This is a genomic window from Acidobacteriota bacterium, assembly GCA_012517875.1.
Lineage (GTDB): Bacteria > Acidobacteriota > JAAYUB01 > JAAYUB01 > JAAYUB01 > JAAYUB01.
In genome coordinates this window covers 1-25,791 of sequence record JAAYUB010000111.1, presented here as the reverse complement: position 1 = coordinate 25,791, position 25,791 = coordinate 1, and the positions used below count along the sequence as shown (strand labels likewise).

Below are 25,791 nucleotides of genomic sequence, written 5' to 3'. Positions count from 1 at the left end.
GATTTGGTCGCGTGCGTCCGGGCGGCCGGGGTGGTGGGCGCCGGCGGCGCGGGCTTCCCCACGTGGCGTAAGCTGGAGGGCGCACCGGGCGCCGACACGTTGATCCTCAACGGTGCGGAATGCGAACCCCTGCTCCATGCGGACTACTACTGCCTCCTCCACTACGGAGACAAGGTGCTGGCCGCCGCGGACGTGATCCGCGGTCTGCTCGGCATCCGCGACATCGTCGTGGCTGTTAAGAAAAAACGACGGCGCCTGCGGGAGCACATGGCGCGGCTGGCGGCGGCGTATCCGGGCTTCCGCATGCTGGAACTCCACGACACGTATCCGTCCGGGGACGAGCACCTGCTGGTTCAATCGGCCACGGGGCGCATCGTACCGCAGGGGGGCATCCCCCTGGCGGTGGGCTGCCTGGTCCAGAACGTCCAGACACTCGCGCACATCTACGACGCGCTGGACGGCCGCCCCGTGACACACCGCTTCGTCACCATCGCCGGCGCCGTGGCCAGGCCGTCGACGTTCGAGGCCCCCATCGGCACCCCCCTGGCGCACCTGGTGGAACAATCGGGCGGCATCACCTGCCCCGAGCCCCGTTTTCTGGCCGGCGGCGCGATGATGGGCGAACTGGTCGAGCTGGATTTCGGCATCCGAAAAACCACCAGCGGCATCCTGGTTCTGCCGGCGCAGAATCCCGCGGTTGAAGAACGCGTCCAGTCGCTGGAGCGGGCCGCGCGCGTATCCATGTCGGTCTGCGACCAATGCTTCACCTGCACCGAGCTGTGCCCCCGCTACCTGCTGGGCCACGACATCCAACCGCACCTGCTGATGCGACGAGCCCCGCAGGTGCTCGAGCAGCCGGCGGACGCCGACCACATCGCATGGTACTGCTGCGAGTGCGGCGTCTGCTCACTCATCGCCTGTCCGCTCCGGATCACGCCGCGGCGGCTGATCGGCGCCATGAAGCGGAAGCTGGCCCCGTCCGCCAGGCGCGGCAAGGCGGATTACACGCTTCACCCCGATTATCATCGCAAGGGGTTGCCCATCCGGTATGTGATGGCGCGGCTTGACTTGGCGCGCTACGACGCGCCGAACGCTTTCAGCGGCCCGGTGGTCGGCGTGGATCATGTCCGGATCGATCTGGCTGAATTCGGCGGCGGCAGCGCCGAACCGGCGGTCACCGCCGGGCAGCACGTGCTCCCCGGGGAGGTCGTGGGTCAGGGCCGGCACACCCCGTTTCATGCCTCCATCGGTGGGGTGGTCCGCGCCGCCGGCCGGAGCGTCGAGATTCAAGCCGGATGAGGGAACGGCGGTGAGACTCGGCGCCCACATGTCCATCGCCGGCAGAATCGGCCTGGCCCTGTCCCGCGGGGCCGCCGTAGGATGCGAGACGGTTCAGATCTTCACTCAGAACAACAACCGGTGGGTGGGCAAGCGGCTGGAGCCGGATGCGGTGCGTGAGTTCCAGGCGCTGCGCCGCGCCACTCACATCGACCCCGTCTTCGCCCACAACTGTTACCTGGTCAACCTGGCTTCGGCTGACGCCGCCATCCGGCGCCGGTCCGTCGACGCCATGGTGCAGGAGGTGGAGCGGTGTGCAGAACTGGAGCTCCCGTTCGTGATCCTGCACCCGGGCGCCCATGGCGGCGACGGGGAATCGACGGGAATCCGTCGCATCGTCCAGGGGCTGCGAACGATCATCCGGCTCACCGCCGGCTCCGGCGTGGGTCTGGTGCTGGAGAACACGGCCGGCCAGGGCACTTCGCTGGGCCATCGGCTGGAGCACCTGCGTGACATATTGGCGGGCGTGGACCGGCCGGAGCGTCTGGGCGTCTGTCTGGACACCAGCCATCTGTTCGCAGCGGGGTACGACCTCCGAGACGCCGAGTCGTATGGGACCACCATGGCCGCATTCGAGCGGACGGTGGGGTTCGAATTCCTGCGGGCGCTGCATCTGAATGATTCGAAACGGGAATTGGGATCCCGAGTGGATCGACACGCGCACATCGGCCGGGGCGCTCTAGGTGTCGCCGCTTTCCGGCTGCTCCTTAATGATCCACGCCTGCGGGCCTTGCCGGGAGTCATCGAAACGGAGAAAACCGAAGACGGTGACGCTGACCGGATGAATCTGGATGTGTTGCGCCGACTGAGAGGGCGCGGTGCCCGCCCCCGCCGCGGGTGATCAACCGTTCTGACAGTAGAGGATACGGGAGCAGCTCTCGCACTGCAAAAACTTATCGGTGGTGCGCAGTTCCTGGTAGGCCTGGGGCCGGAGCCGGACGTGGCAAACCTGGCAGATCTCCTCCCGGACCTCTGCGACCGCGATACCCCCCAAGCTGTTGGCCAGCTTGGTGTAGATCCGCAGCATGTCGGCGGGCACGCCGCCGAGTGCCTCCTCCCGACGCCGCTTCAAGTTCGCCGACTCGTCCTGAAGGAAGCGGGCCGCGTCGTCCAGCCGGGTGCTCTCCTGCGCGAGCCGGGCACTATCATCCCGCAGGCGGCGAGCGGTCTCGGCGGCCTCCCGCCGCGCCACATCAACCTGCTCCATGAGGTCGAGGATGAAATCCTCCTTCTCGCCGATCTGCTTGTCCAAGTATCCGATCTCATCCAGAATGGCTCGGTATTCCTCGTTCTTTTTGACTTCCATCTGCTGCTGCTTCAGCCGGGTCTGGCGAGCCCGCAACGACTCGACTTCTCCCTCCTCAGTCCGGATGCGGCGCTCCAGCTCCTTCACCCCCTCATCGGCGCGCGCCGACAGGTCGCCGAGCTTGGCGATCTCGCTGTCCACCTCGGCCCGCCGGATGGGTATGCGTTCCACGTCGTGCTGCAATTCCATGATCTTCAGATCAATGGTTTGAAGATCCCATAACAGGCTGATGTCGCGATGCAAAGCAACCCCTAAATGAAGAGTGAGTGGGCCCACCAGGATTCGAACCTGGGACCAACCGGTTATGAGCCGGTAGCTCTGACCAACTGAGCTATGGGCCCCGGGAAACGCGTCCGTTATGCCCCAAATCGGAGTCGATGTCAACTCCCCCGGTCGGCGATCAGGAGTTGAGGAACGGTCGCAGTTTCTTGCTCCGCGACGGATGGCGGAGCTTTCGCAGCGCCTTGGCTTCGATCTGCCGGATGCGCTCACGAGTGACATTGAACTTCTTGCCGACTTCCTCCAACGTGTGTTCGCTGCCGTCCCCAAGGCCGAAGCGCATTTTGATGACCTCGGATTCGCGCGGAGTCAGCGTGCGGAGCACCGTCATCGTCTGTTCCTTGAGGTTCAGGTTGATTACCGCTTCGGACGGACTCATCACGGCATTGTCCTCGATGAAATCACCCAGATGGGAATCCTCCTCCTCGCCGATGGGCGTCTCGAGGGAAATGGGCTCCTGAGCGATTTTCAGAACTTTGCGCACCTTCTGCACCGGCATGCCCATCTTCTTGGCGATCTCCTCGCAGGTGGGCTCCCGCCCGTATTCCTGCACCAGCGTCCGGCTGGTGCGAATCAGCTTGTTGATGGTCTCGATCATGTGGACGGGGATACGGATGGTGCGGGCTTGGTCGGCGATGGCGCGCGTGATGGCCTGGCGGATCCACCACGTGGCGTAGGTCGAGAACTTGTACCCGCGCCGGTACTCAAACTTGTCCACGGCCTTCATCAGCCCCATGTTCCCTTCCTGGATCAGGTCGAGGAACTGGAGGCCGCGGTTGGTGTACTTCTTCGCGATGGACACCACCAGGCGCAGATTGGCCTCCACGAGGCGGCTCTTGGCGTCGTTGGCCATGATTTCGCCCTGATGGATGCTGTCCAGGGTCCGCTTGATATCCTCGCGGCCGGTGTTGTACTTCAGCTCGATGGCGCGCATCTTCTTCTGGACGCGTTTGATGTTCCGGCGGAGGTCGGCCTTGATGTGCTCCTTGTCCGTCCGGTTGAGCCGGCGCTTATACACCTCGATTTCCCGCTCCAGTTCGTCGATCTGCAGCTTGACGCTGAGCACGCTGGTGCGGAAGCTCTCCTTCTGTATGTTGGCGAAGTCGAGCTCGCGGATGATCCGGGCGATGGGGATCTTGTAGCGGGCCAGTTTCAGGGCCAGAAGGCGCTCGCGGCGGGTGGTGAGCCCCGGTTTGTTGAGCTGAGCCAGGATCTTGTTGGCTTTCAGCTCGAGTTCGCCCACCTCCTCGATGCGGGTGATAGTCTCGCGGTATTTTTCAGCCAGCAGTTCGTCCGAGTACTCGTCGTCATTGAGGTTGACGATATCCTTGAGCTTGCCCGGGTTGCCCTGCAGGACCTCCTGAAGAGCCATCATCTCGTGCACCACGATGGACGAGCGCGACAGCGCCTTGAGCACCATTTTCTGGCCTCGCTCGATCTGCTTGGCGATTTCGATCTCCCCTTCGCGCTTGAGCAGGGGGACGGTGCCCATCTCGCGCAGGTACATCCGGACCGGATCGTTGGTCTTCTCAACAGCTTCGGCGGCGCCTTCCGCGTCGTCGCCGCCGCCGTATCCCTTCCCGTCCGCCATCATGGCGTCCGAATAGGCCTTGCTGCCTTCGATCAGCTCGATGCCGTTGGAACCGAACAGATCGAACAGGTCGTCCAGGTCCTCGGATGAACTGAGTTCGCTTGGCAGCAGGTCGTTGACCTCCTCGTAGCTGAGAAAACCCTTCTCCTTGCCGCGGGAGATCAGCTGCCGGACTTCATCAAATTTATCCTCGAGAGACAAGTGCGCCTCCTCCGTCATTTATTGAGTTGCATGATGATTCGTTTCCGCCGCTCCAGGATGCCGCGGCAACGGTCCATATCGCCGGACTGCTCCGCCTGCTGGCACTCTGCGGTCAGACGCTCGAGTTCCTGTTCGAGGGACCGCTGGCGCAGGGACAGCAGACAGTTGACAGCCTCGGTTTCGGTAACCACGGTCGTCGCGCGCGACATCACCTGATGCAACAGGGTGCGGTCGGATTCGGTGAGCATGTTTTCGATTTCAGCCAAGCGGAAGGCCCCCCCCTCCTGCACCTGCTGCGCAATACAGGTCAGAATGTTAGATGTCGCCAATCCTTCAAAAGTTACAGCAACACCAGAAAAAATCTTCGGTGCCATCTCGGGAAAATGCAGCATAAAATTGATGAGCTCGGTCTCGGCCGCAGTCAGGGGAGACTGGCTGTATTGAGCCACCACGGATTTATCCACTTTCCGCGAGCGGGCGAAGGCGTTGTACTGGTTGAACAGCGCGTCCCGATGGATGCCCAGGCGGTCCGCCCAGCCGGTCAGATAATTTGAGCGGATAGGTTCCTGCTGGATTCGAGCCAGGAAGGGGAACATGCTCTCCAGGATCTTCACTTTCCGCTCCACCGACAGATCGGCACCCGCAGCCTGCAGCTTGTGATGGAGCTGGAAATCCAGAAACGGAAGTGACTGCTTGACCGCTTCCCGGAACGAATCAGCCCCATGTTTCAGCACGAACGTGTCGGGATCATGCCCGCCGGGCAGGGTGGCGACCCGGCAGTCGAACTCGTTCTCCAGAAACAGCTCCACCGAACGGAAGGCGGCATTGGCCCCGGCGGTGTCTGGATCGAAGCAGATCACGATGTTGCGGGTGAACCGACCCAGCAGCTTCACCTGGGCCGGGGTCAGGCCGGTGCCCAGCGAGGCGACCACGTTCTCGACCCCGGCCTGGAAGGGCACGATCATGTCAAAATACCCCTCGACTAGGATGGCCAGGTCCGCCTGCCGGATCGCCTTCAGGGCGTGTCCCAGACCGAACAGATGGTAGCCCTTCTGGTACAGTGGGGTTTCGGGAGAATTCAGGTATTTGGGCTCGCCCTCGCCGAGAATCCGCCCGCCGAAGGCGATGACGCGGCCGTGCATGTCCTGAATGGGGACGATGAGCCGGCTGCGGAACAGGTCATAGCTGCGCTGCGTGACCTCGGAAACACGGACCAGCCCGGCATGCTGGGCCAGCGGCTCCCGGATGCCCAGGCCGCGCAGGTAACTCACCAGCCGCTGGCCGTCGCCAGGCGCGAACCCGAGCATGAACCGCTGGATCGTGCCGGGTGCGATCTGGCGCCCATCGAGATAATCGCGCGCGCCGGCGCCCTCCGGGTCCTTCAGACAGCGCTGGTAAAACTTGGACGCCTCGGCCATCACCGTCTGCAGGTGCTCCCGGTCGCGGTATCGCTTCTCCTCGGCCGGGTCCAGCGCCGGCACCCGGAGATGGGCCAGGTCCGCCAGAAAATGGATGGCCTCGGAGTAGGTGAGGTTTTCCAGTTCCATCACCAGTTGGATCACGTCGCCGCCTTTGCCGCAGCCGAAGCAGTGGTAGCTCTGGAGTTGTTCGTTGATGGAAAAACTGGGTGTTTTCTCGGTGTGGAAGGGGCAGAGAGCGAAGTAATTCTTGCCTTTGCGGGTCAATTTCAGGAAATTCCCCGCCACCTCGACGATGTTGAGGGTATGCTTCAACTGCTGGACGAACTGGGATGAAATGCGCATGGGTGACGCCTGGCTCCGCCCGCCGGGCAAAAGATCAGAAATTGTATGAAAATCAGGTCAATAAGTAAAGAGAAATTTGGCTCAGACATCCAGTTCGACGATGGTCTTCCCCTCCCCGCCTTCGGCGTACGGCGGGTGGTAAAAATGCCGGACGAACGGTGTCTCGCGCAGGCGGCGGTGGATGGCCGCCCGGAGGATGCCCCGCCCCATGCCGTGCACCACCGAGATTTTTCGCTGCTCCTGGCGGAACATCAAGTCCAGGAACCGGTCCAACTCAGCCAGAGCGTCTTCGGCGCTCCGGCCGATCACGTGCAGTTCGGTGGCCGCGGGCGTGTCATCCGCCGCCTCGGCGGCTGCGGCCGGGCGCGGCGGCGCTGATTCAGCCGGCGTCAGCGGCCCCGCGGACTCCTCCCGCTGGCACAGCCAGGCGACGGGGACGCGAATGCGCTTGTCACCGGCCTGGACCAGCACGCCGTCGCGGCCGCAGTCGAGCACGGTGGCCACCGTATGCAGCGGTTCCACATAGACCGCCATGCCGACGGCCAGCTCGCCGGCTGGCAAGGGTCGCAACGCCGGCCGTCTCGCCGCGGGCGCGTCCTGGATCACCGGCTCCAGCCTTCGCTCCACGGCATCCAGGAGCCGCTCAGCCCGACGCTGCATCCGGTCGGCGGCCAGAGCGGCACCCGACTGCCGGTGCACTTCCTCGAAGAGGGCTTTCTTTTCCGCCTCGAACTGCCGGCGCACCGAGTCGAACTCCTGCCGGAGTTCCCGTATCACGGACCGCTTCCGCTCCTCGGCCTGGCGTTCCAGATGGATCTTGCGAAGGATCTGTTCGTGCTTGAGTCGGGTGATATCGGCCAGCTCGGCTTCCCGTTTCCGGACCAGCTCGTTGAGCCGGGTCATCACCTCCTCGCTGAGCTGCCGGCCGCCGGACAGGCGGCGGTTGGCGTCGGCCACTACCGGCTCGGGCAAGCCCAGTTTGCGCGCGATGAAGAGGCCGCGGCTGCTCCCAAGGGCGCCCAGATGCAGGTGGTACGTGGGCTCCAGCGTGTCGGGATGAATCTCCACTGCCGCGGTGACCACGCCGGTGGTGGTCAGCGCATATTCCTTGAGCGCCTGGGTGTGGGTGGTGGCGATGAGGGGCGCCTGCAGCCGCTGGAAGTGGTCCAGTACGGCCATGGCCACCGCCGCACCCTCCTCCGGATCGGTTCCGGTGCCGATCTCGTCCACCAGCAGCAACGCCGGATGGCGGTAATGGTCGAGCATGTGCTTGAGACTCAGGACATGGGAGGCGAAGGTGCTCAGGTCGTCGGTCAGCGACTGCTGGTCGCCGATCACCGCGAACACGCGGGTGAACACGGCGCACTCCATCTGCTTCGCGGGCACCGGAATGCCGCTCAGCGCCATGAGGGCCAGCAAACCGGCGGTTTTGAGCGCCGCGGTCTTGCCGCCGGTGTTCGGGCCCGAGATGATGAGGCACGATTCGGTGGGAGTGAGCGCCAGGCTGATGGGCACTACCGTCCGGCCCTGCTGCACGAGGCTGTCCTCGAGCAGAGGGTGCCGGGCTTCCTCCAGCACCAGGTAGCGGCCGGTGTCCAGCAGCGGCGCGATGGCTCGGAAGCGAATGGCGAAGCGGGCTCGCGCCGTGAGGCTGTCCACGACGCCCAGGAGTTCCCAAGCGCGTTCCAGGTCGTCCCGACTCGTCCGTAGCACCTCGGTAAGCTGGGCCAAGATTTGCTGGACGATCTCCTGCTCCCGGTCGCGCAGGCCGATGAACCGGTTGTTGTGCGCGACCATATCGAACGGTTCCAGAAACACCGTCAGGCCCGACGAGGAAGTGCCGTGGACGATCCCCTCGATGGCGCCCTGCCCCTGCGATTTCACCGGGATGACGTAGCGGTTGTTGCGGACGGTGACGTAGCTGTCCTGGAGGAGGCCTTGTCGGGCCGCCCGGTCCAGGATGCGGGCGTATGCCTGCTGGATGCTCTCGTTGAGGTCCCGCAGCTGGCGCCGCACGGTGGCCAGTTCCGGTGACGCGCGATCGGGCACCTCGCCGCTGGGATCAAGCTTGTCTTCGACGAGCCGGATCGCGGAGCTGAGCTTCGGAAAACAGCCGCCGAGCTCCCGCAGCGGCGACTCCGGGTCCTCCCCCGCGGTCAGCGCACGCGCCGTGTCGGCTGCGACAGTCATGAGTTGGTGGATCACCAGGATGTCGCCCGGCTCCAGAACGATTCCCTCGACGTCCAGGAAATTCAGCGCCGACCGTGCATCGCCCAAGCCGCTGAAGTTGAACCCTTCGCCGCGTTCCAGCCCCTGGCGGATTTCGCCGACCAGCCTGTGAATCCGCTTCAACTCCTCCGCCGAGGCCAGCGGCGCCAGTGCGGTGATATCCCGCCGACCGCCGTCAAAGGTGGCCAGGCCTGCCAGCAGTTCCAGCAGCCGGCCGAATTCCAGGTTGGCCAGTGAATCGTCGGTGAAGCGCATGGGGTGCCCTACTTGGCCTCCAGCCAGTTGGCGCCGTCGTGGATGTCCACAACCAGCGGAACCTTCAGCGGCACCACATCTTCCATGGCCTCACGCAAGATGCCGCGGAGGCGGTCGACCTCCTCCGCGGGACACTCCAGCAGGAGCTCGTCGTGCACCTGGAGTAGCAACCGGGCCTGCAGCCCGCTGCCCTCCAATCGCCGGACCAGCCGGATCATCGCCAGTTTAATGATGTCGGCCGCAGCGCCCTGGATCGGCGAGTTGGCCGCGATCCGTTCGCCGGTGCTGCGGACATTCCAGTTGGAGTGCCGGAGCTCGGGAATGGGCCGTATCCGGCCGAACATGGTGCGCACCGCTCCAGATGCCGCGGCATCCGCCAGATTCTCGTCCAGCCAGCGCCGTACGCCGGGATATGTGGCGAAGTACGACTGGATGAAGGCCTTGGCTTCGCGCTGCGGGATCTTGAGATCCTGGGCCAAACCGAAATCGCTTTTCCCGTACAGAATGCTGTAATTGATGATCTTGGCCCGGCGCCGGTATTCGGCCGGGTTGGCCTCGGCGGCGGCCCCGAACACATCGCGGGCCGTCTGGGTGTGCACGTCCTGGCCGCTGCGGAAGGCGGCCAGCAGCAACTCGTCGCCGCTCAGGTGGGCCATGATCCGCAACTCGATCTGGGAATAGTCGGCCGACACGAGACGCCAGCCCGGTGGGGCGACGAACGCCCGCCGGATCTTCTGCCCTTCCTCGGTGCGGATGGGGATGTTCTGGAGGTTGGGATTGGTGCTGGACAGGCGGCCGGTGGCTGCGACAGTCTGGTTGAACGTGGTGTGCAGGCGGCCCGTGACGGGATTGACCAGCGGCGGCAGCGCGTCCACATAGGTGGACTTGAGTTTGGTCAACTGCCGATAGTCCAAAATGCGGGCCGGCAGCGGGTATAACGGGGCCAGCGACTCCAGCACCTCGACCCCGGTGGAGTATGACTTGGTCTTCTTCGTTTTCTTGGAAGAGGGGAGTTGAAGCTTGTCGAACAGAATCTCGCCGAGCTGCTTGGGCGAGTTGATGTTGAACTCCTCGCCCGCCAGCGCATAGATCTCCTTCTCCAGCCGAGCGATCCGGCCGGCCAGTTCGGCAGCGAGCGTCTCGAGCCAGGGCACGTCGAGCAGGATGCCGGTGCGTTCCATACCAGCCAGGATGGGCAGGAGCGGCAACTCCACCTCACGGTAAATGGTCTCCAGTCCGGCCGCCTGCAGCCGCGGCAACCACTCCGCACAGGCTGCGTGAATGACCTCCAGCCGCGTCGCCAGCGGCTCGACCAGGAGCGACTCGTCCTCGGTTGCCGGGGGGACGCTCCGGCTCAGCTCCAATGCGATCCGCTCCAGGGAGTGATCCTCGATCTGGGGCCAGAGCAGATAGTGGATCAGCTCGGCGTCATCGACATGCCCCTCAAATCCAACCGGGAGTTCGTACTCCAGGGCGAACCGTTTCAACCCATGAAAGCGCTTCGGCGACGACTCCGCCAGCCAGGCCTGGATCGCCGGCTGGTCCCGCCGCCGATTCAGCGCCAGGATGTCCGCACTCCCGGCTGCCTGCGCCAGCGCGCGGTCAGGGCCCCAAACCATCATCGCAATAGGCAGGAGAGGTTGACGGTCACACATTCGGCGCAATTCGGCACCGCCGTCCAGCAGGCGCGCGGACGGCGCGGCAATTGCCGGCCGGCTCGGCAGCTCCTTGAGCAGGCTTCGAAAACCGAACCGGGTGAACAGATCGCGCAGGTGCTCCAGGTCGGGTGTCCCGGCGCGCAGATCGGCCCACTCCCATCGCACGGGCACCCGGCGGTCCAGCGTCGCCAGCGCTCTGGAATCGAGCACCTGCTGGCGGTGCTCGCGGAGGATTTCGCGGATGCGCTTCGGCTCCACCTCGTCGAGGCGTCGGTAGCAGGTATCCAGGTCGCCGAAGGCAGTGAGCAGCTTTCGGGCGTGCACCGGGCCGATTCCGGGCGCACCGGGTATGTTGTCCGACGTGTCGCCCATGAGTGCCAGCAGGTCCACCACCTGAGCCGGTTTCACGCCCATCTTTTCCAACACCTGCTGCGGACCGTACGCGATGTCCGCCTTGGTGTCCAGGACGGTGACACGATCGTCCACCAACTGGTACATATCCTTGTCCGAGGTGACGATGCTGACCACGAATCCTTCGGCCCGGCCGCGGTCGGCCAGAGTGGCCAAGATATCGTCCGCTTCAAATCCGTCCTGCTGCAGGATCGGCACGCGGAACGCCGCGCACAGCTCGTCGATGAACGGCAGCTGCACGGCAAGTTCGGGCGGCATGGGTTTGCGGGTTGCCTTGTAGCCGCTGAACACTTCGTGTCGTCGGGTCGGGGTCCGGGATTCGGCCGCCGCCGCCATGTAATCGGGATGGTGCTGGGCGACGATCCGGTTCAGCATGCTCACAAAACCGTACAGGGCGTTGGTGGGAAAGTCATTGGCGGTGCTCAGCGTCGGGATGGCGAAAAACGCCCGGTACACCTGACTCATGGTGTCGATCAGGAACAGCGAGGGGCCGGCCATGGGCTTTACCTCTCAAACAGTTTTTTCTGATTGTCGGGCACGCCGGCCGGCACGGGGCGGCCCAGGTAGCGGTAGGCCAACGCGGTAGCCATGCGCCCCCGGGGCGTCCGGTCGAGGAATCCCTTCTGGATCAGGAACGGTTCGTAGATATCCTGGATGGTATCCTTCTCTTCCTCGGTGGCGGCGGCCAGCGTGTTGATGCCCACCGGCCCGCCGCCGAACTTGTCCACGATCACCTCGAGGAGGTGGCGGGTGACGTCGTCCATGCCGATGTCATCCACATCCAGCATGCGGAAGGCGGCGCAGGCGTTGTCGCGGTCGATGGTGCCGTGGGAGCGGACCTGGACGAAGTCACGGACGCGCTTCAGCAGCCTGTTGGCGATGCGAGGAGTCCCCCGGGCCCGGCGGGCGATTTCCCGCAACCCGTCCTCGGTCGCGGGGACGTTCAGGATTCGGGCCGAACGCTGCAGGATGATGTACAGGTCTTCGTCCTCGTAAAATTCCAGCCGGTGGACGATGCAGAACCGGGCGCGCAGGGGCGCGGTGAGCAGCCCCAACCGGGTGGTGGCGCCGATCAGGGTGAACGGCGGCAGCGGGATGGGCACGGAACGAGCCGAGGGCCCCTCTCCGATGATCAGATCGATGGCAGAATCCTCCATGGCCGGATACAGAATCTCCTCGATGGTCGAGTGCAGGCGGTGGATTTCGTCGATGAACAGAATGTCCATGGGCTCGAGGTTGGTCAGGATGGCCGCCAGGTCGCCCTTTTTTTCGATAGCCGGACCGGACGTCGTGCGGAGGTTCACCCCCATCTCGCTGGCGATCACCACGGCCAGCGTGGTTTTACCCAGGCCGGGGGGGCCGTACAAGAGCGTGTGGTCCAGCGCCTCTTTGCGTCCCTTGGCCGCCTCGATGGCGATCCCGACGTTTTCGGTCACCTTGCGTTGGCCGATGTAATCGATAAACGCCCGGGGCCGGAGCTGCACCTCGAGGAGTTCCTCCTCGGTCCGGTTGGGATTGAGGATACCGCGGAATTCTTTCATGTTACCGCTTCATCATATGCCGCAACGATTTGCGGAGGAGGATCTCGAAGGCCGCCTCGGGCTGTTCCCGGTATGCCTGCTGCACGGCTTTCTCGGCCTGCGCCTTGGGGTAGCCGAGATTGACCAGGGCCGAGAGCAGGTCGTCCATGCGCGCCGGCGCCGGCTGACTCTCCGCTCCCGACACCGCGGCCGGCCGGTCGCTCAGGTAACGGGACAGCTTCTCCTTCAGCTCATAGATCAGTCGCTCGGCCGTCTTCTTGCCGATGCCGGGCACGGTGGCCAGGCGCGCCGCATCGGCGGAGGTCAAGCTCTCGAGGACGGCGTCGGGCTCCATCCCCGAGAGCACCGTCAGGGCGATTCTGGGCCCGCAGCCGCGCACCGAGGTGATGGCACGGAAGATATCCAACTCCTCCTGACGGCTGAAACCGAACAGGGTGATTTGGTCATCGCGGACATGCGTGTGCACGAGCAGCTCCATCTCTTCGCCCGGGCCCGGGAGCAGATAGAACGTGGACAGCGGAATGTGCACCCGGTAACCCACGCCGTGGACATCCAACAAGAGGACATCCGGTTTCTTGTTCCTGAGCGTACCCTTGAGGTAGCCGATCAATGGATCCTCCGGCGATTCGCAACCGCCACCCGCCGCGATGCCCGGGGTGGTTCAAACTGGATCTTATACTCCAATAGGTCCGCCCGTTCAATCACATTCCGGCCGGGTTCCGCTTGACCGCCGGCGGTACCAGACGCGGACCAGGAACAGGCCGCAAGCCGGGGCGGTGGGTCCCGCGCACCGGCGGTCCCTGGCGGCGAGGATCACGGGGATGTCCGCCGGGGTTCGTTTCCCCTGCCCTGCCTCGAGCAGCGTGCCCACCATGTTCCGAACCATATGGTGCAGAAATCCGTTGGCCTCGACCTCAAAGGTGATCCGCGGCCCCCGCCTGGTGATCGAACACCGGTACACTTCCCGGACATGATCCGCCTCGGCGTCGGCGTGGGCGCAGAACGAAGTGAAGTCGTGGCGTCCCAGAAAGCCGCCGGCAGCCTCGGCCATCGCGGCTACATCTAGCGTCTGGAACACCCGGTGGTAGAAGGGTTCCTGGAAAGGATCGAGAATGCGGCCGTTGAACACCTGATACCGATACAACTTGGAAAGAGCCGACCGCTGGGCGTGGAAGGAGGCGGGTACCCGGGTCGCCCGCAGCACCCGAATGTCGGCGGGGAGGCGGCTGTTCAGGATCAGCGGCAAGCGCTCTTCGGGAAGTCTGGCCGGGGCCCGAAAGCTGGCCACCTGTCCCATGGCATGGGCGCCGGCGTCGGTGCGTCCCGAGCCGACAAGGTGGATTTGCTCTCCGTAGAGCAATGCCAGCGCTGCCTGCACGATCCCCTGGATGGTCTGCCGCTCCGGCTGGATTTGCCAGCCTGCGTAGCGGGTTCCCACATATGCGATGTCCAGTCGGTAGTTCGGCACGCGCCACCACGCGGTCAGATCGATCCCGAAGCGGATGCACCATCCGTTATTTCTTGCTGCCTGGTTTTTCCACCGGCACGCCGGCCGCGCAGAGCGGGCACTGGCTCTGTTCGTAGGTTGGGAAGTCCAGTTGGACCAGCGAGAAGAAAGGGACTCCAAAATCAGCCTTGCCGCGGCTTCGATCAGCGATGGCGCCCACTGCCGCCACGATGCCCCCGGCGGCTTGCACCAACGCCTTTACCTCTTTGACGGATCCGCCGGTCGTGATGACATCCTCGACCACCAGGGTGCGCTGTCCCGCTTCGATGGCGAACCCCCGGCGCAGGGCCATGGCATTGCCGGCGTCGCGCTCGGCAAAGATATTGGGCACGTTGGCCTGGCGCGCCACCTCGTAGCCCATCAACACACCGCCCAGTGCCGGTGAGATGACACAATCAAACGCAATGCCCGCCGTCCGGATCTGTTTCACCAGATCCGTACACAAATCCGCCGATGGTCTGGGAAATCGAAACAGCGCCGCACATTGAAGGTAGTGGCCGCTGTGCAATCCGGAGCTCAATTTGAAATGGCCGGAGAGAAATGCGCCCGAATCCCGCAACACATTGAGAACATCCGCCTGCTCCATCAAGCACCTCCGCTTGTTACGATCGGCATCACAATATTGAACCCAGCATCGGGAAATATGCTGGAAATTGAAGCTTCATTATAAAAAACAATATCGATCTTTTGTAAAATTTTTCAATTATTTCCTTGACAAAATTGCGCGTCCTCTGTTAATTAAACTACATAAACACTTAAATAACAGACAGGTGAACACGAAATTCCAACGCAGAGGAATTTATGCTGTTTAAATCAAAACAAATTGTCGGACTCGACATCGGTTCCACCTCCGTGAAGATTGTTGGACTAAAACCCGGCAAAAAGAACGAGTTTGAATTGGTGCACCTTGGATTGGAGCAGCTGGCGCCTGACACGATTGTGGACGGCGCCATCATGGCCAAACTTCCGGTTGCCGAAGCCATCAACCGAATCTACAACTTGCAGGGGATCAAGGTCAATAATGTCGCCACATCGATCTCCGGCCACTCCGTCATCGTCAAGAAAGTCAACCTCCCCGCCCAAAGCCCCGAGGAACTGTCCGAATCCATCATGTGGGAAGCGGAACAGTACATCCCGTTCGATATTTCCGATGTCAACGTAGACTATGAAATTCTCAAAAGCGTACCGGGCACCGGAACAATCGAGGTGCTCCTGGTCGCGGTCAAGAAGGAGAAGATTTCCGATCACACCAGCGTGATCAACCTGGCGGGCAAGGTGCCGTCCATCGTGGATATCGATGCGTTCGCGCTGCTCACCTCCTATGTCTACAACTACCAGCCGACGGGGCAGACGGTCACGGCACTTCTCAATATCGGCGCCAGCATCACCAACCTGTGCATCGCCAAGGGCGCCGAGCTCCTGTTCACGCGCGACATTTCCATCGGCGGCAACCAGTACACGGACTTTCTCCAAAAAGGCCTCAGCATCAGCTTCGAAGAAGCGGAGAAGGTGAAGCGGGGCGCCGCCGTGGGCGGTGTGAACGAGGCCGAAGTCCATCGGATCATGGACTCGGTCTCCGAGATCATCGAACTGGAGATCCAGAAAACCTTTGACTTCTTCAAGGCCACCACCACCACTGACCGCATCGACCGGATGATCCTGAGCGGCGGCGCGGCCCGCACCCGCGGTCTGTCGGAGCATTTGTCTCAGAAATTCGAAGTTCCGGTCGAGATCTTCAATGCGTTCAAGCGGATCACATACAATCCTCAGAAATTCGATTCATCGTTTATTAACGATATTTCTCCACGAGTTGCCATCGCCGTCGGATTGGCAATGAGAAATACGGAGGACAAATGGTAAAAATCAACCTGTTACGCGAGCGTTCTGTCGAACAGCCCGTCCAACGGGCGCCCATCGAGCCGAAACCCATTCAGGCGATTTTAGTGATCGCTGTCCTCGTGGTCGCTGCGGTGGCGTTGGGGACGTGGTATTGGTGGTCCAAATACAATCAGCTGCAGGAAAAACGCCAGCAGGCCGTCGAGTTACAGCAAGAAGCGGACCGGCTGCAGAACGTTCAGGAAGAAGTTGAAAAATACGAGCGGATCAACAAGATCCTGGAAGAGCGGAAAAAGGTCATCGAACAGCTGAAAGAAAACCAAACCGGCCCCATCGAAATGATGAACGGCTTGATTCAAAGCCTGCCCGCCACTGACCCGAAACTGTGGGTTGAGAACATGACTCAAACGCGCGACAGCGAAGGCGAGACCACGCACATCGTGGGGTACGCTTACGAGGTGAACGCGATCGCCGACTTCTATGCCAGCCTCAAGAATCAGAATTACTATTCCTTGATCGACTGGCTCTACTACGACAAGAGCAAGCTGCCGATCAAGTTCGAGTTTGACTGTCGGAAGAATTTTGCGAAACCCGCTGAGGAAGAGGCGCAAAATGGCTAAAACAGGTGAAAAGAAGGGCGGAACGCCCATGCTTTTGCAGATCGCTCTGGTGATCATGATCATCGCGCTGAGTTTTTTCGTCTTGAAAATGTACGTGTTCGACAAGATGAACGACGAACTCAGCAAGCTGGACGTCCAGATCGCTGAGCTGGATCTGAAAGTCAAGAAAGCCCAGGCTTTCCAACAGAAAAAGGCGCTCAATGAGCAAATCTACAATTCGCGGCTGGCCGAACTGGAGCGCGAAAAGAAGATCCTGCCGAAAGAGCGCGAAACGGATGAACTGGTTCGGCGCCTGGAGAATTTGGCCCATGAATCCCGGGACCTGAAGATCACCCTGTTCCGGCCTGACAAGCCCGTTGATCACGAGTTTTACTACGAGTGGCCCATCACCATCAATTGCGAGGCCAGCTATAGTTCCATCGGGCAATTTTTCGAACAGGTGGCGAACTTTGACCGGATCTTGAACGTGTACAACCTCAAGCTTGAATCCACCGCTCAGGGCTCCGATGCCCGCCCCACTCTCAAAGCGGGTTTCATCGCCAGCACATTCGTGTACACCGGCGATGCCACTGAGAAAATCCAGTAGAAGGGGAACGGCCATGAAGCTGATCCAATGCATCTTTGCCGCGGGCTTGCTCCTGATGGTTCCCTCGATGCTGGTGGCCCAACAGGACGACACGTCTGAGAAATCCGACGTCGTGGTGGTCAAAAAGACCATCCGCTTCGAAATGATGGGTCGCCAGGATCCCTTCATCAACCTGGACGTCCAGAAAATCGAGCGCCAGAAAAACGCCGAGGCGCAGCTGGAACCTGTCCCCTCCTTCGAGGAGCGGCAACAGCAGTTTCCGGGCATCCGGGGCATGCTGATCAAGGAACTTGCTCTGAAAGGCATCGTCGCCAAAGCGGACGGCAACGTTGCCTATTTTGAAGGCGTTGACAAGAAAGCCCACTTCATTCGCCCGGGTGACGATCTATTCAACGCCAAAGTCAAACAGATAAAGAAGGACGGCGTGGTCTTCGAAGAATTCAAGCGCTACCTGGACAAGCGCGTCGAGAAGAGCGTCGTTTTGGTCGATCTCCATGAATAGAATGCAAATAATTGTAATAAGGAGGCACTTGATGCGGTCCAATAAATTGCTCCTTTCGCTGTTGATCATGAGTGCATTGGCCACTGTGTTCGCGATCGCTCAAAGCGCACCGGCCGGCGCCCAGACGCCCAGCGAGTTGAATGATGTCCAGTTTTCGACTCGCGACGGGATCTTCGAACTCACGCTGGTTGGCCAGAACCTCGCAGAATATCGCAAATTCAGGCTGGCCGATCCCTTCCGCCTGGTGGTCGATCTGCCCAACACGGCGACCCGTTACGGCAAGAACGTGCTGCATGTGAACGGCGAGATCGTCCAAAAAATTCGGGTATCCAAATTCAACAACGACGGCCAAGGCACAATCCGCATCGTGCTGGATCTGACCCGGGACGTGCGCGACGTGCAGGTACTGCCGGTGGCGGAAGGTTTGAAGATCGCGGTGGGACAGGAAACCCTGGTCCGGACTGATTCTGCGCCGGCGGCCCAGGAGATTCCGGTGGATGTCATCCCCACCCAACCCGCCGCGGCAACCGCCCCGCCGGCTGCCGCCACCGAGGCGGAGATGACGGACGCCAGCATCGTCCGTATCCCCGAACCGGTGGTCAAGCCGAAAGCACTGGAGAGCAAGCCCCTGGACAACACGCCGTCTCTGGTCCTGGGCGAGGCTCCGAAGATGATGTTGGCCAAGGCCGGCCCGTCGGCGGATGCGGTGAACTACGTCCAGGACGATGCTCAGCAGACGGTGCAATACACCGGCGAACCCATCACCCTGGATATCAAGGAAGCGGACATCGTCGACTTCTTCCGACTCATCAGCGACATCGAGGGGCTGAATATCGTCGTCGATCCGAGCGTCTCCGGCACCATTTCAATCAAGGTCGACAACGTGCCGTGGGATCAGGTATTCGACCTGGCGATGAAGAACAACCGCCTGGCCAAGGTCATCGAGGGGAACGTCGTGCGCATCGGCACTCTGGATGCCTTCAAGGCGGAAGAGAAGGCCCGGGAAGAACTGAAGCGGACCCGTGAAACCGTCACGGACATCATCAAGCTGAATTACGCCACCGCCACCGAGCTGCTCGACAAGCTGGTGCCCATTCTGACCGAATCGGGCGAAATCAAGACCGACATCCGGACCAACTCGCTGGTCATCCGGGATATCCCAGAACGGATCGCCGAGATCCGCAAGCTGGTCAAGGCCCTGGATGTGGCGGAGCATCAGGTGGAGATTGAAGCCCGGATCGTGCAGGCCAGCCGCGACTATGCCCGCAGCCTGGGTGTCCAGGTCGGCTTCGTGGTGGGCAACCTGGAGCGGATCACCATCGGCGGCCCGAACACTTACGGGACGATCGGCGGCTCCCGGCCATCCCAAACGCCCAAGTCAGCCTACAACGCCGGCGATGGCAGCACCGGCCGCGGCGCCTCCACAGCCCAGGCATCCGAGAACGCCGCCATCAGCGTGGGCACGGAAGGCAACAACCGGACCGGCAACTACAACTGGTCCTTCCCTGCTTCCCAGGCCACCAGCGGCATCGGCATTTCCGTGGGCAACATCCTCGACACCTTCCTGCTGGACGCCTCGCTGACCGCCGCCGAAAGCAGCGGCCTGGTGCGGGTCATCAGCCAGCCCAAGGTACAGGCTCAGAACAACCGCCAGGCCATGATCGAGCAAGGTCTCCAGTTCCCGGTCCAGGTTGTTGAGAACAACACCATTTCGGTGCGCTTCTTCTCCGCTTCGTTGAAGCTCAGCGTGCTGCCACAGATCACCGAGGAGGGCACGGTGCTGCTCAAGATCACCGTGGAGAACAATCGGGCCGATTTCGTCAACACGGTCAACAACATTCCGTCGATCATCACCAGCATGTCCTCCACCGAGGTGCTGGTGGCGGACGGCGGAACCACTGTGATCGGCGGCATCCTGATCGATTCCGATCAGACCAACAACGACAAGGTGCCGCTGTTCGGCGACATCCCGATCCTGGGGCACGCGTTCCGCCGCGACTCCAAATCCAAGGAGACGAAGGAGATCCTGTTCTTCCTGACACCGAGAATCATCCGCTGACCCGACGGACGCGTCAATGAACCTTTTCAGAGACACAATCGAGGAGATGGTCGCCCGAGTGGAGGGCGCCCTCCTCGTTCTCATTGTCGGGGTGGACGGGATCATCATCGACCGCGCCGTCCATCCCGATCACCTCAAGGACGGGCTCAATTTCGATCTACTGGCGGCGGAGTACACCTCCCTACTGAAGAATGCCGTCCGCACCGCTGAAGACGTCGAAATCGGCATGCTGCAGGAGATGACCATTTTCACGGAGCAGCTCCACTTTCTGATCAAGATGATCACCAGCGAGTACTTCCTGATGTTCATCCTGCAACCCGGCGGCAATTACGGACGCGCCCGTTACGAGTTGAAAAAAGCCAAGATCATTTTGGAAAAGGATTTTCGGATTTAGGCCTACCGCATCGGCCATGCATCCAAGGGAACCGCTTGCCGGTTCCTTTTTTTTTAGTGGTTTGACAGCTCAAACCCGCCGGTGATACCATCAACGAGCAGAATCCGGACAAAAGGTAAACACTGTGGAACTGAAAGAGTTGAAAGAAATATTGAAGATGATTTCAATCAGCCAGTTCGAGGAATTTGAACTGAAGAATGGCGAGTTCTACCTGCGCACGCGCCGCGGCGACAACCGGCCCACGACGGCCCCCGCACCCCCGGCGAATGCTCCGGCGCCGGTCGCGGTCGCGGCACCCTCCGCCCCACTGACGGCGACTCCCGGAACCGATGCGGCACCGATCGACGCCAAGGCCCACCTGGTCAGCTCACCGCTCATCGGCACGTTCTACCGGTCCCCCAGCCCGGGAGCCGAACCGTTCGTCCAGCCCGGCGATCGGGTCAAACCCGGAACCGTGCTCTGCATCGTTGAAGCGATGAAGATCATGAACGAGATCGAATGCGACGTCGCCGGTGTTGTCGAGAAGGTCTGGGTGGAGAACGGCGAGCCGGTCGAGTACGGCGAGCGTCTCTTCACCGTCCGTCTGGACTGATTCCATGTTCCGAAAAGTGCTGATAGCCAACCGGGGCGAGATCGCCGTCCGGGTGATCACCGCTTGCCGCGAACTCGGGATCGAAACCGTGGCTGTCTACTCGGATGTGGACGCCGGCTCTCTGCACGTCCGCCTGGCCGATGAGAAGGTGTGCATCGGGCCCGCGCGCAGCGACCGCAGCTATCTCAACATCCCAGCCATCATCAGCGCCGCCGAGATCACCAACGTCGACGCCATCCACCCAGGCTACGGCTTTCTGGCGGAAAACGCCCGGTTCGCCGAAATCTGCGAATCTTGCAACATCAAGTTTGTGGGACCGTCCGCTCCGGCGATCGCCCTGATGGGCGACAAGGCAGCAGCCCGCCGGCGGATGGCCGAAGCCGGGCTGCCCGTCGTTCCCGGCAGCGACGGGCTCCTGCCGGATGCCGGAGCCGCCCGCCGGCTGGCCGAAACCATCGGCTACCCGGTCATCCTCAAGGCCACCGCGGGCGGTGGCGGCAAGGGCATGCGCATCGTCCGCTCGGCGGATGAGATGGACAACCTGTTCGCGCTCGCCTCGGGCGAAGCCGCCGCCGCTTTCGCCAATGCCGGCCTGTATGTGGAAAAATACATCGAAAATCCCCGCCACATCGAATTTCAGATCCTGGCGGACCGGTACAACCATGTGATCCACGCGGGCGAGCGGGAGTGCTCCATCCAGCGGCGCCACCAGAAGCTGATCGAGGAGGCGCCCTCACCTCTGCTCCGCGCCGACCAGCGCCGCACGATCGGCGAGCAGGTGACTCGGGCTGTCGCGGCCATGGGATACGAGAGCGCCGGAACCGTCGAATTCATCGTCGACGCCGAGGGCCGATTCTACTTCATGGAGATGAACACGCGGATCCAGGTGGAACACCCCGTCACGGAAATGATCAGCGGCTTGGATCTCATCCAGCAGCAACTGCGTATCGCCGCCGGCGAGCCGTTGGGGCTGGCTCAGCGCCGTGTCCGCTTCTCCGGCCACAGCATCGAGTGCCGGATCAACGCCGAAGATCCGCGAAGTTTCCGGCCCTGCCCGGGCCTGATCACCGGCTGGTGTCCGCCCGGCGGGCCGGGTGTCCGGGTCGACACCTTCGTTTCCGCCGGCTACCGGATTCTGCCCTACTATGACAGCCTCATCGCTAAGCTGATTGTCTGGGGCTGCGACCGGCAGAAAGCGCGCGTACGCATGCTCCGGGCCCTGGAGCAATTTGTGGTGGAGGGCGTGCAAACGACCATCCCTCTCCTCCAAAAAGTGTTGCGGGATGACGATTTCATCCGCGGCGATTACGACACGCATTTTCTGGAGCGGCTGCTGCCTCGCTGGTCCTGATCTGCCGGCGCCGGCGGGGCTGAACTCCGGATCCGCAGGAGATAACAATGGACGGCGGCTTGAGCATTTGGGGCTGGTGCTTCCTGACGGCCGGATGGGGGAGCATCTTCGCCCTCACCGCATTCTGCGTGATCCGGTTGTTCCGTGCGCGCCGACGGCAGCCGGAGACGACGGCGGGCCCCCAGCGGGACTACTGGGCCTCGCGGATCGGGATGATCCTGGCCATGGCCGGCAATGCCATCGGTCTGGGCAATTTTCTGCGTTTTCCGGTCCAAGCCGCCTCCAACGGCGGCGGGGCCTACCTGATCCCGTACTTCTGCGCGTTCCTCCTGCTGGGCATCCCGATGATGTGGATGGAATGGGCGATTGGCCGGATGGGCGGCCAGCACGGGCACGGATCCACCCCCGGCATGTTCGCCCTGCTGTGGCGTCGTCCCGCCGCAAAATATCTCGGCGCACTGGGCGTCTTCCTGCCGCTGGTCGTGGTGGTCTATTACAACGTGATCGAATCGTGGACTCTGGCGTACACATGGTTCTCCGCCACCGGCCGGTATTTCGGCTACGCCTCCCGCAAAGCGATGGGCCAGTTCCTGCGGGGCTTTCAGGGCGCCGAGAGCAACGCGTTCTTCCAGTCGCCCGCAACCCTGATCGTCTTTCTGGTCATCACTCTGGGCATCAATTTCATTTTCCTCTATCGCGGCATCTCCCGCGGCATCGAGGTGCTGGCCAAGTACGGCATGCCCCTGCTGTTCGTGTTCGCCGTGGTGCTCGCCATCCGGGTACTGTTCCTGGGCACTCCCGATCCCGCTCACCCGGACTGCAACGTGGCCAGCGGGCTGGGCTTCATGTGGAATCCCGATTTCAGCCGCCTCGGTGATGCGTCCGTGTGGCTGGCCGCCGCCGGCCAGATTTTTTTCACCACCGGAATCAGCATGGGGATCATGACCACTTACGCGTCGTACATCCGCCGCGATGCCGATCTCACCTTGAACGGACTGGCCACCGCCACCACAAACGAATTCGTCGAAGTCATCCTCGGCGGCACCATCGCCATCCCCGCCGCCGTCGCTTTCTTCGGTCTGGTCGAAACACAGGAAATCGCCCGCCAGGGCGCCTACGACCTGGGTTTCCAGGCACTGCCGGTCATCTTCCAGCAACTGCCGCTGGGCGAACTGTTCGGCGCCGCCTGGTTCCTGCTCCTGTTCATCGCGGGGATCACTTCATCGGCCGCGCTGACCCAGCCCGCGATCGCCCTGCTGCAGGATGACCTGGGTTGGAGCCGCCGGCGGGCGGTGCTGGTGGTCTTCGGCGTGTTGTTTGTCTCCGCCACGCTGGTGGTGCTCTATTTCCGCTACGGATTCCTGGACGAACTGGATTTCTGGGCCGGGACCTTCGGCCTGGTGGTGCTCGGGGCCAGCGAGAGCATCCTGTTCAGTTGGGTGTACGGCATCCGCCGGGGTTGGGAGGAGATCACCCGCGGAGCCGAACTCCGCGTTCCGCAGGTATTCAAATTTGTCATGAAATACATCACCCCGATCTACCTGCTGATCATCCTGGGCGTCTGGCTGGTCCAGGACGCGATGCCCAAACTGGTCATGCAGGGCGTTCCCACGGAGCGCCAGCCTTACCTCTGGGGCGCCCGGGCGCTGCTTTTCATCATCGCCCTACTGACCCTGGTGATCATCCGGTTCGCCTGGTCTCGACGGGTCCGGCATGAGGCCGAAGGGACCGCGTCCCGGTAGTTTCGGAACCGCATCGCCCGCCGCGACCGTCCCTGATACCAGGCCAAACGTTACGCTCTGCGGTGAACTTTCCCGCTCCTGACCGGATCTATCTGTGTGCGCATGATGGAGGTGGCAACATGAGACTGCGCGTCCTGATCACCCTGTCGATCCTGTCGCTGGCCGCGGTCAGCGGTGTGCTGGCGCGAACCCGGAGCGCTCCCCTGGTGGAAACCGCCCGCCGGGCCGACAGCGCAGTGCTGGCGACGTGCACCTCCGCTTGCGGGGTCCAGGCCGGAACCGGGGGCATGATTTTCACTGTGTACGAGTTCAACCGGCTCGATACCCTGGCCGGTGAGTCGCCCGGTGAGACCTTCACCCTGCGGGTGGCCGGCGGGGCCGCCGGCCAGTACCGCGTCGTGCTGCACGACGCACCGCGCTTCCAGCCCGGGCAGTCCTACCTCCTGCTCCTCCGCCGCACCGCTCGGAGCGGCTCGCTCCTGGTGGCCGGCGCCATGAACGGAATCGCGCCGGCGCGCATTGCCGGCGAATCCGGACAATGGGAGATTGCCCTGAACCGCCGGCAGATCGCACTCACCGAAGCCAAGGCTGCAAGCCCAAGCCAGTCAGCCGCCGCCTCCGGTTCACTCTCTTGGCGCCGTCTGGATGATATCCGGCCGTTGCTTCAGAACGCCGTCGGGAAGGTGGCCCAATGAACGCACGCACCTTCACTCGATGGTTCCTCTTCCTGCTGGTCTCGCTGCTGACCGGCGCCATTGACGCGTACGTGCACCAGAGCGGCGTGTCCAGCGTCGACCACCGCACCCGGATCGTCCGATGGGCTCACCCGCCCGTCGAATTCGTTCTTGACGCCGGGACGCTGGCCGGCGGCGACGGTCTGCCGCTCATCGCCGACTCGCTCGACACCTGGGACAACGTGCCCACCGCGCTGCGCCTCGGGGGCGAGCTGTACATCTACACCGACGTGCCCGACTTCAACGAGGACAACCTGGGTACTGACTACGGGATCATCGGCGACGAAATCAACGAAATCGTGTTTGACGAAACCGGCGGGGTTTTCGAAGCCCTGGGGCTGGATCCGGAAACGGTCGCCGGCGTCGGGATCACCATCGAGGATACCGCCTCCCAGGAGATCGTGGACGCCCTGCTGATCCTCAACGGCACATTCCCCTCTTCGCCCGATCTGGATCTGGAGGCCACCGCCACGCACGAGCTGGGCCATATCTGGGGCCTGGGTCACACGTTTGTGGGCGCCATCAACACGGTCAACGGCGAACCGGGTGCCGATCCCATTCAGCCCCTCTACATTCCCACCATGTACCCGTATACCAATCCCGAGGACGACCGGTTCGGCCGCTCCCTGGAGTTCGACGACACGGCCGGGATCTCCGCGCTCTATCCCGAGACGACCTATTCGCCGCCCGATCACCTGCCCTTCGTGCTGGAGACGGGCACGATCAAGGGCCATGTGCACTACAGACACATGGTTCCGGTGACCGCCGCCCATGTGCGCGCCATCATGAACTCGAATCCAAATATCCAGGTCGCCGGATTGTCCGGGTATGCCGGCGACGGCAGCGGCGAGTTCCGCGTCGCCGGCGTGCCACCCGGCGACTACCGGCTGGTGGTTGAGGGGATTGACGGCCGGGACGACATCACCGCGGCCACCATCGAGGACGACGGCATCGGCGCTTGCACCATCGACGGCTTCAGCGAGATTCCCTCCGGCATGTCCACCTATGTGTCCGCTGGAGAGGTCGTGACCGGATTCATGTTCAGCATCAACGAGTTGCCGCTCGCCGACGATGATGCCGTCGAATTCGGACTCCCCGACGGCTTCGCCTTTGACTTTGCCGGTGTTCCCTGCCGGCGAATCTTCCTGTATTCCAACGGGGTCATCGGATTCCACCGGTTCGAAGATCCTGACCCCGCCTGGACACCCGCCGGGCCCGATCTGCACACCTTCCTGTCGCGCCCGGCGGCCCGGATCGCGCCGCTGAATCTGGATCTGGATCCCCAGGGAAACGCGG

22 protein-coding genes and 1 tRNA gene are annotated in these 25,791 nt (G+C 62.5%); 13 read left to right on the top strand and 10 right to left on the bottom strand.

Annotation, left to right across the window (positions count from 1 at the left end):
* Nucleotides 1-3 precede the first annotated feature (3 nt).
* A complete protein-coding gene (locus GX414_11970; protein NLI47812.1) occupies nt 4-1,299 on the top strand; it encodes a hypothetical protein in 1,296 nt (431 codons plus the stop codon).
* Nucleotides 1,238-2,179: a deoxyribonuclease IV gene (locus GX414_11965; protein NLI47811.1), complete on the top strand. Its 942-nt coding sequence runs from the start codon at nt 1,238-1,240 to the stop codon at nt 2,177-2,179. Before GX414_11970 ends, GX414_11965 begins: the two co-directional genes overlap by 62 nt.
* Here the strand turns inward: GX414_11965 and GX414_11960 are convergent, their stop codons facing one another.
* From GX414_11960 to GX414_11915, 10 genes are all read right to left on the bottom strand, one after another.
* Nucleotides 2,180-2,887 (bottom strand): hypothetical protein, encoded by a 708-nt coding sequence (locus GX414_11960; protein NLI47810.1) that lies wholly within the window; start codon nt 2,885-2,887, stop codon nt 2,180-2,182.
* Nucleotides 2,888-2,911: 24 nt separating this feature from the next.
* Nucleotides 2,912-2,985 (bottom strand) — tRNA-Ile (locus GX414_11955).
* Between the two features lie 59 nt (nt 2,986-3,044).
* Entirely contained in the window at nt 3,045-4,733 is a 1,689-nt protein-coding gene (gene rpoD / locus GX414_11950; GenBank protein ID NLI47809.1) for an RNA polymerase sigma factor RpoD, read from the bottom strand.
* Nucleotides 4,730-6,478 carry a DNA primase gene (locus GX414_11945; protein ID NLI47808.1) on the bottom strand — a complete coding sequence of 583 codons (1,749 nt, stop codon included), beginning with the start codon at nt 6,476-6,478 and terminating at the stop codon, nt 4,730-4,732. The genes rpoD and GX414_11945 overlap by 4 nt, the downstream gene beginning before the upstream one ends.
* Before the next feature lie 81 nt (nt 6,479-6,559).
* A complete protein-coding gene (locus GX414_11940) occupies nt 6,560-8,962 on the bottom strand; it encodes a hypothetical protein (GenBank protein ID NLI47807.1) in 2,403 nt (800 codons plus the stop codon).
* An 8-nt stretch (nt 8,963-8,970) separates the two neighbouring features.
* Nucleotides 8,971-11,529: a DNA polymerase I gene (gene polA / locus GX414_11935; GenBank protein NLI47806.1), complete on the bottom strand. Its 2,559-nt coding sequence runs from the start codon at nt 11,527-11,529 to the stop codon at nt 8,971-8,973.
* Nucleotides 11,530-11,534: 5 nt separating this feature from the next.
* Nucleotides 11,535-12,572, bottom strand: coding sequence for a Holliday junction branch migration DNA helicase RuvB (gene ruvB, locus GX414_11930; protein ID NLI47805.1), 1,038 nt, complete (start codon nt 12,570-12,572; stop codon nt 11,535-11,537).
* 1 nt (nt 12,573) lies between these two features.
* Nucleotides 12,574-13,182 (bottom strand): Holliday junction branch migration protein RuvA, encoded by a 609-nt coding sequence (gene ruvA, locus GX414_11925; GenBank protein NLI47804.1) that lies wholly within the window; start codon nt 13,180-13,182, stop codon nt 12,574-12,576.
* Nucleotides 13,183-13,269: 87 nt separating this feature from the next.
* On the bottom strand, nt 13,270-14,040 hold the full coding sequence (truA, locus tag GX414_11920; protein NLI47803.1) for a tRNA pseudouridine(38-40) synthase TruA: 771 nt from the start codon (nt 14,038-14,040) through the stop codon (nt 13,270-13,272).
* 46 nt (nt 14,041-14,086) lie between these two features.
* Nucleotides 14,087-14,665 carry an orotate phosphoribosyltransferase gene (locus tag GX414_11915; protein NLI47802.1) on the bottom strand — a complete coding sequence of 193 codons (579 nt, stop codon included), beginning with the start codon at nt 14,663-14,665 and terminating at the stop codon, nt 14,087-14,089.
* A gap of 266 nt (nt 14,666-14,931) precedes the next feature.
* On the opposite strand from GX414_11915, the gene pilM reads away from it, so the two are divergent.
* From pilM to GX414_11860, 11 genes are all read left to right on the top strand, one after another.
* Nucleotides 14,932-15,939, top strand: a complete 1,008-nt coding sequence (pilM, locus tag GX414_11910) for a type IV pilus assembly protein PilM (GenBank protein ID NLI47801.1) — start codon at nt 14,932-14,934, stop codon at nt 15,937-15,939.
* Nucleotides 15,933-16,535, top strand: coding sequence for a hypothetical protein (locus GX414_11905; protein NLI47800.1), 603 nt, complete (start codon nt 15,933-15,935; stop codon nt 16,533-16,535). Before pilM ends, GX414_11905 begins: the two co-directional genes overlap by 7 nt.
* Entirely contained in the window at nt 16,528-17,121 is a 594-nt protein-coding gene (gene pilO / locus GX414_11900; GenBank protein NLI47799.1) for a type 4a pilus biogenesis protein PilO, read from the top strand. The genes GX414_11905 and pilO overlap by 8 nt, the downstream gene beginning before the upstream one ends.
* Nucleotides 17,122-17,134: 13 nt before the next feature.
* On the top strand, nt 17,135-17,623 hold the full coding sequence (locus GX414_11895) for a hypothetical protein (GenBank protein NLI47798.1): 489 nt from the start codon (nt 17,135-17,137) through the stop codon (nt 17,621-17,623).
* Between the two features lie 31 nt (nt 17,624-17,654).
* Nucleotides 17,655-19,682 carry a type IV pilus secretin PilQ gene (gene pilQ, locus GX414_11890; protein ID NLI47797.1) on the top strand — a complete coding sequence of 676 codons (2,028 nt, stop codon included), beginning with the start codon at nt 17,655-17,657 and terminating at the stop codon, nt 19,680-19,682.
* Between the two features lie 16 nt (nt 19,683-19,698).
* Complete coding sequence (locus GX414_11885; protein NLI47796.1) at nt 19,699-20,076, top strand: hypothetical protein; 378 nt, start codon at nt 19,699-19,701, stop codon at nt 20,074-20,076.
* Between the two features lie 124 nt (nt 20,077-20,200).
* Complete coding sequence (accB, locus tag GX414_11880; GenBank protein ID NLI47795.1) at nt 20,201-20,668, top strand: acetyl-CoA carboxylase biotin carboxyl carrier protein; 468 nt, start codon at nt 20,201-20,203, stop codon at nt 20,666-20,668.
* A 4-nt stretch (nt 20,669-20,672) separates the two neighbouring features.
* Nucleotides 20,673-22,019 carry an acetyl-CoA carboxylase biotin carboxylase subunit gene (accC, locus tag GX414_11875; GenBank protein ID NLI47794.1) on the top strand — a complete coding sequence of 449 codons (1,347 nt, stop codon included), beginning with the start codon at nt 20,673-20,675 and terminating at the stop codon, nt 22,017-22,019.
* Nucleotides 22,020-22,066: 47 nt separating this feature from the next.
* A complete protein-coding gene (locus GX414_11870; GenBank protein NLI47793.1) occupies nt 22,067-23,761 on the top strand; it encodes a sodium-dependent transporter in 1,695 nt (564 codons plus the stop codon).
* A 119-nt stretch (nt 23,762-23,880) separates the two neighbouring features.
* Nucleotides 23,881-24,456, top strand: coding sequence for a hypothetical protein (locus GX414_11865; GenBank protein NLI47792.1), 576 nt, complete (start codon nt 23,881-23,883; stop codon nt 24,454-24,456).
* The coding region (locus tag GX414_11860) for a hypothetical protein (protein NLI47791.1) at nt 24,453-25,791 on the top strand (1,339 nt) is incomplete at its 3' end. The genes GX414_11865 and GX414_11860, both read left to right, overlap by 4 nt.

Excerpts from the sequence above, each read along its gene's own strand:
- GX414_11940 (NLI47807.1), bottom strand. The coding sequence starts at position 8,962 with ATGCGCTTCACCGACGATTCACTGGCCAACCTGGAATTCGGCCGGCTG.
- accC (NLI47794.1), top strand. The coding sequence starts at position 20,673 with ATGTTCCGAAAAGTGCTGATAGCCAACCGGGGCGAGATCGCCGTCCGG.
- GX414_11870 (NLI47793.1), top strand. The coding sequence starts at position 22,067 with ATGGACGGCGGCTTGAGCATTTGGGGCTGGTGCTTCCTGACGGCCGGA.
- polA (NLI47806.1), bottom strand. The coding sequence starts at position 11,529 with ATGGCCGGCCCCTCGCTGTTCCTGATCGACACCATGAGTCAGGTGTAC.
- ruvB (NLI47805.1), bottom strand. The coding sequence starts at position 12,572 with ATGAAAGAATTCCGCGGTATCCTCAATCCCAACCGGACCGAGGAGGAA.
- GX414_11965 (NLI47811.1), top strand. The coding sequence starts at position 1,238 with ATGCCTCCATCGGTGGGGTGGTCCGCGCCGCCGGCCGGAGCGTCGAGA.
- GX414_11905 (NLI47800.1), top strand. The coding sequence starts at position 15,933 with ATGGTAAAAATCAACCTGTTACGCGAGCGTTCTGTCGAACAGCCCGTC.
- GX414_11945 (NLI47808.1), bottom strand. The coding sequence starts at position 6,478 with ATGCGCATTTCATCCCAGTTCGTCCAGCAGTTGAAGCATACCCTCAAC.
- GX414_11915 (NLI47802.1), bottom strand. The coding sequence starts at position 14,665 with ATGGAGCAGGCGGATGTTCTCAATGTGTTGCGGGATTCGGGCGCATTT.
- GX414_11885 (NLI47796.1), top strand. The coding sequence starts at position 19,699 with ATGAACCTTTTCAGAGACACAATCGAGGAGATGGTCGCCCGAGTGGAG.
- pilO (NLI47799.1), top strand. The coding sequence starts at position 16,528 with ATGGCTAAAACAGGTGAAAAGAAGGGCGGAACGCCCATGCTTTTGCAG.
- GX414_11895 (NLI47798.1), top strand. The coding sequence starts at position 17,135 with ATGAAGCTGATCCAATGCATCTTTGCCGCGGGCTTGCTCCTGATGGTT.
- pilQ (NLI47797.1), top strand. The coding sequence starts at position 17,655 with ATGCGGTCCAATAAATTGCTCCTTTCGCTGTTGATCATGAGTGCATTG.
- rpoD (NLI47809.1), bottom strand. The coding sequence starts at position 4,733 with ATGACGGAGGAGGCGCACTTGTCTCTCGAGGATAAATTTGATGAAGTC.
- GX414_11865 (NLI47792.1), top strand. The coding sequence starts at position 23,881 with ATGAGACTGCGCGTCCTGATCACCCTGTCGATCCTGTCGCTGGCCGCG.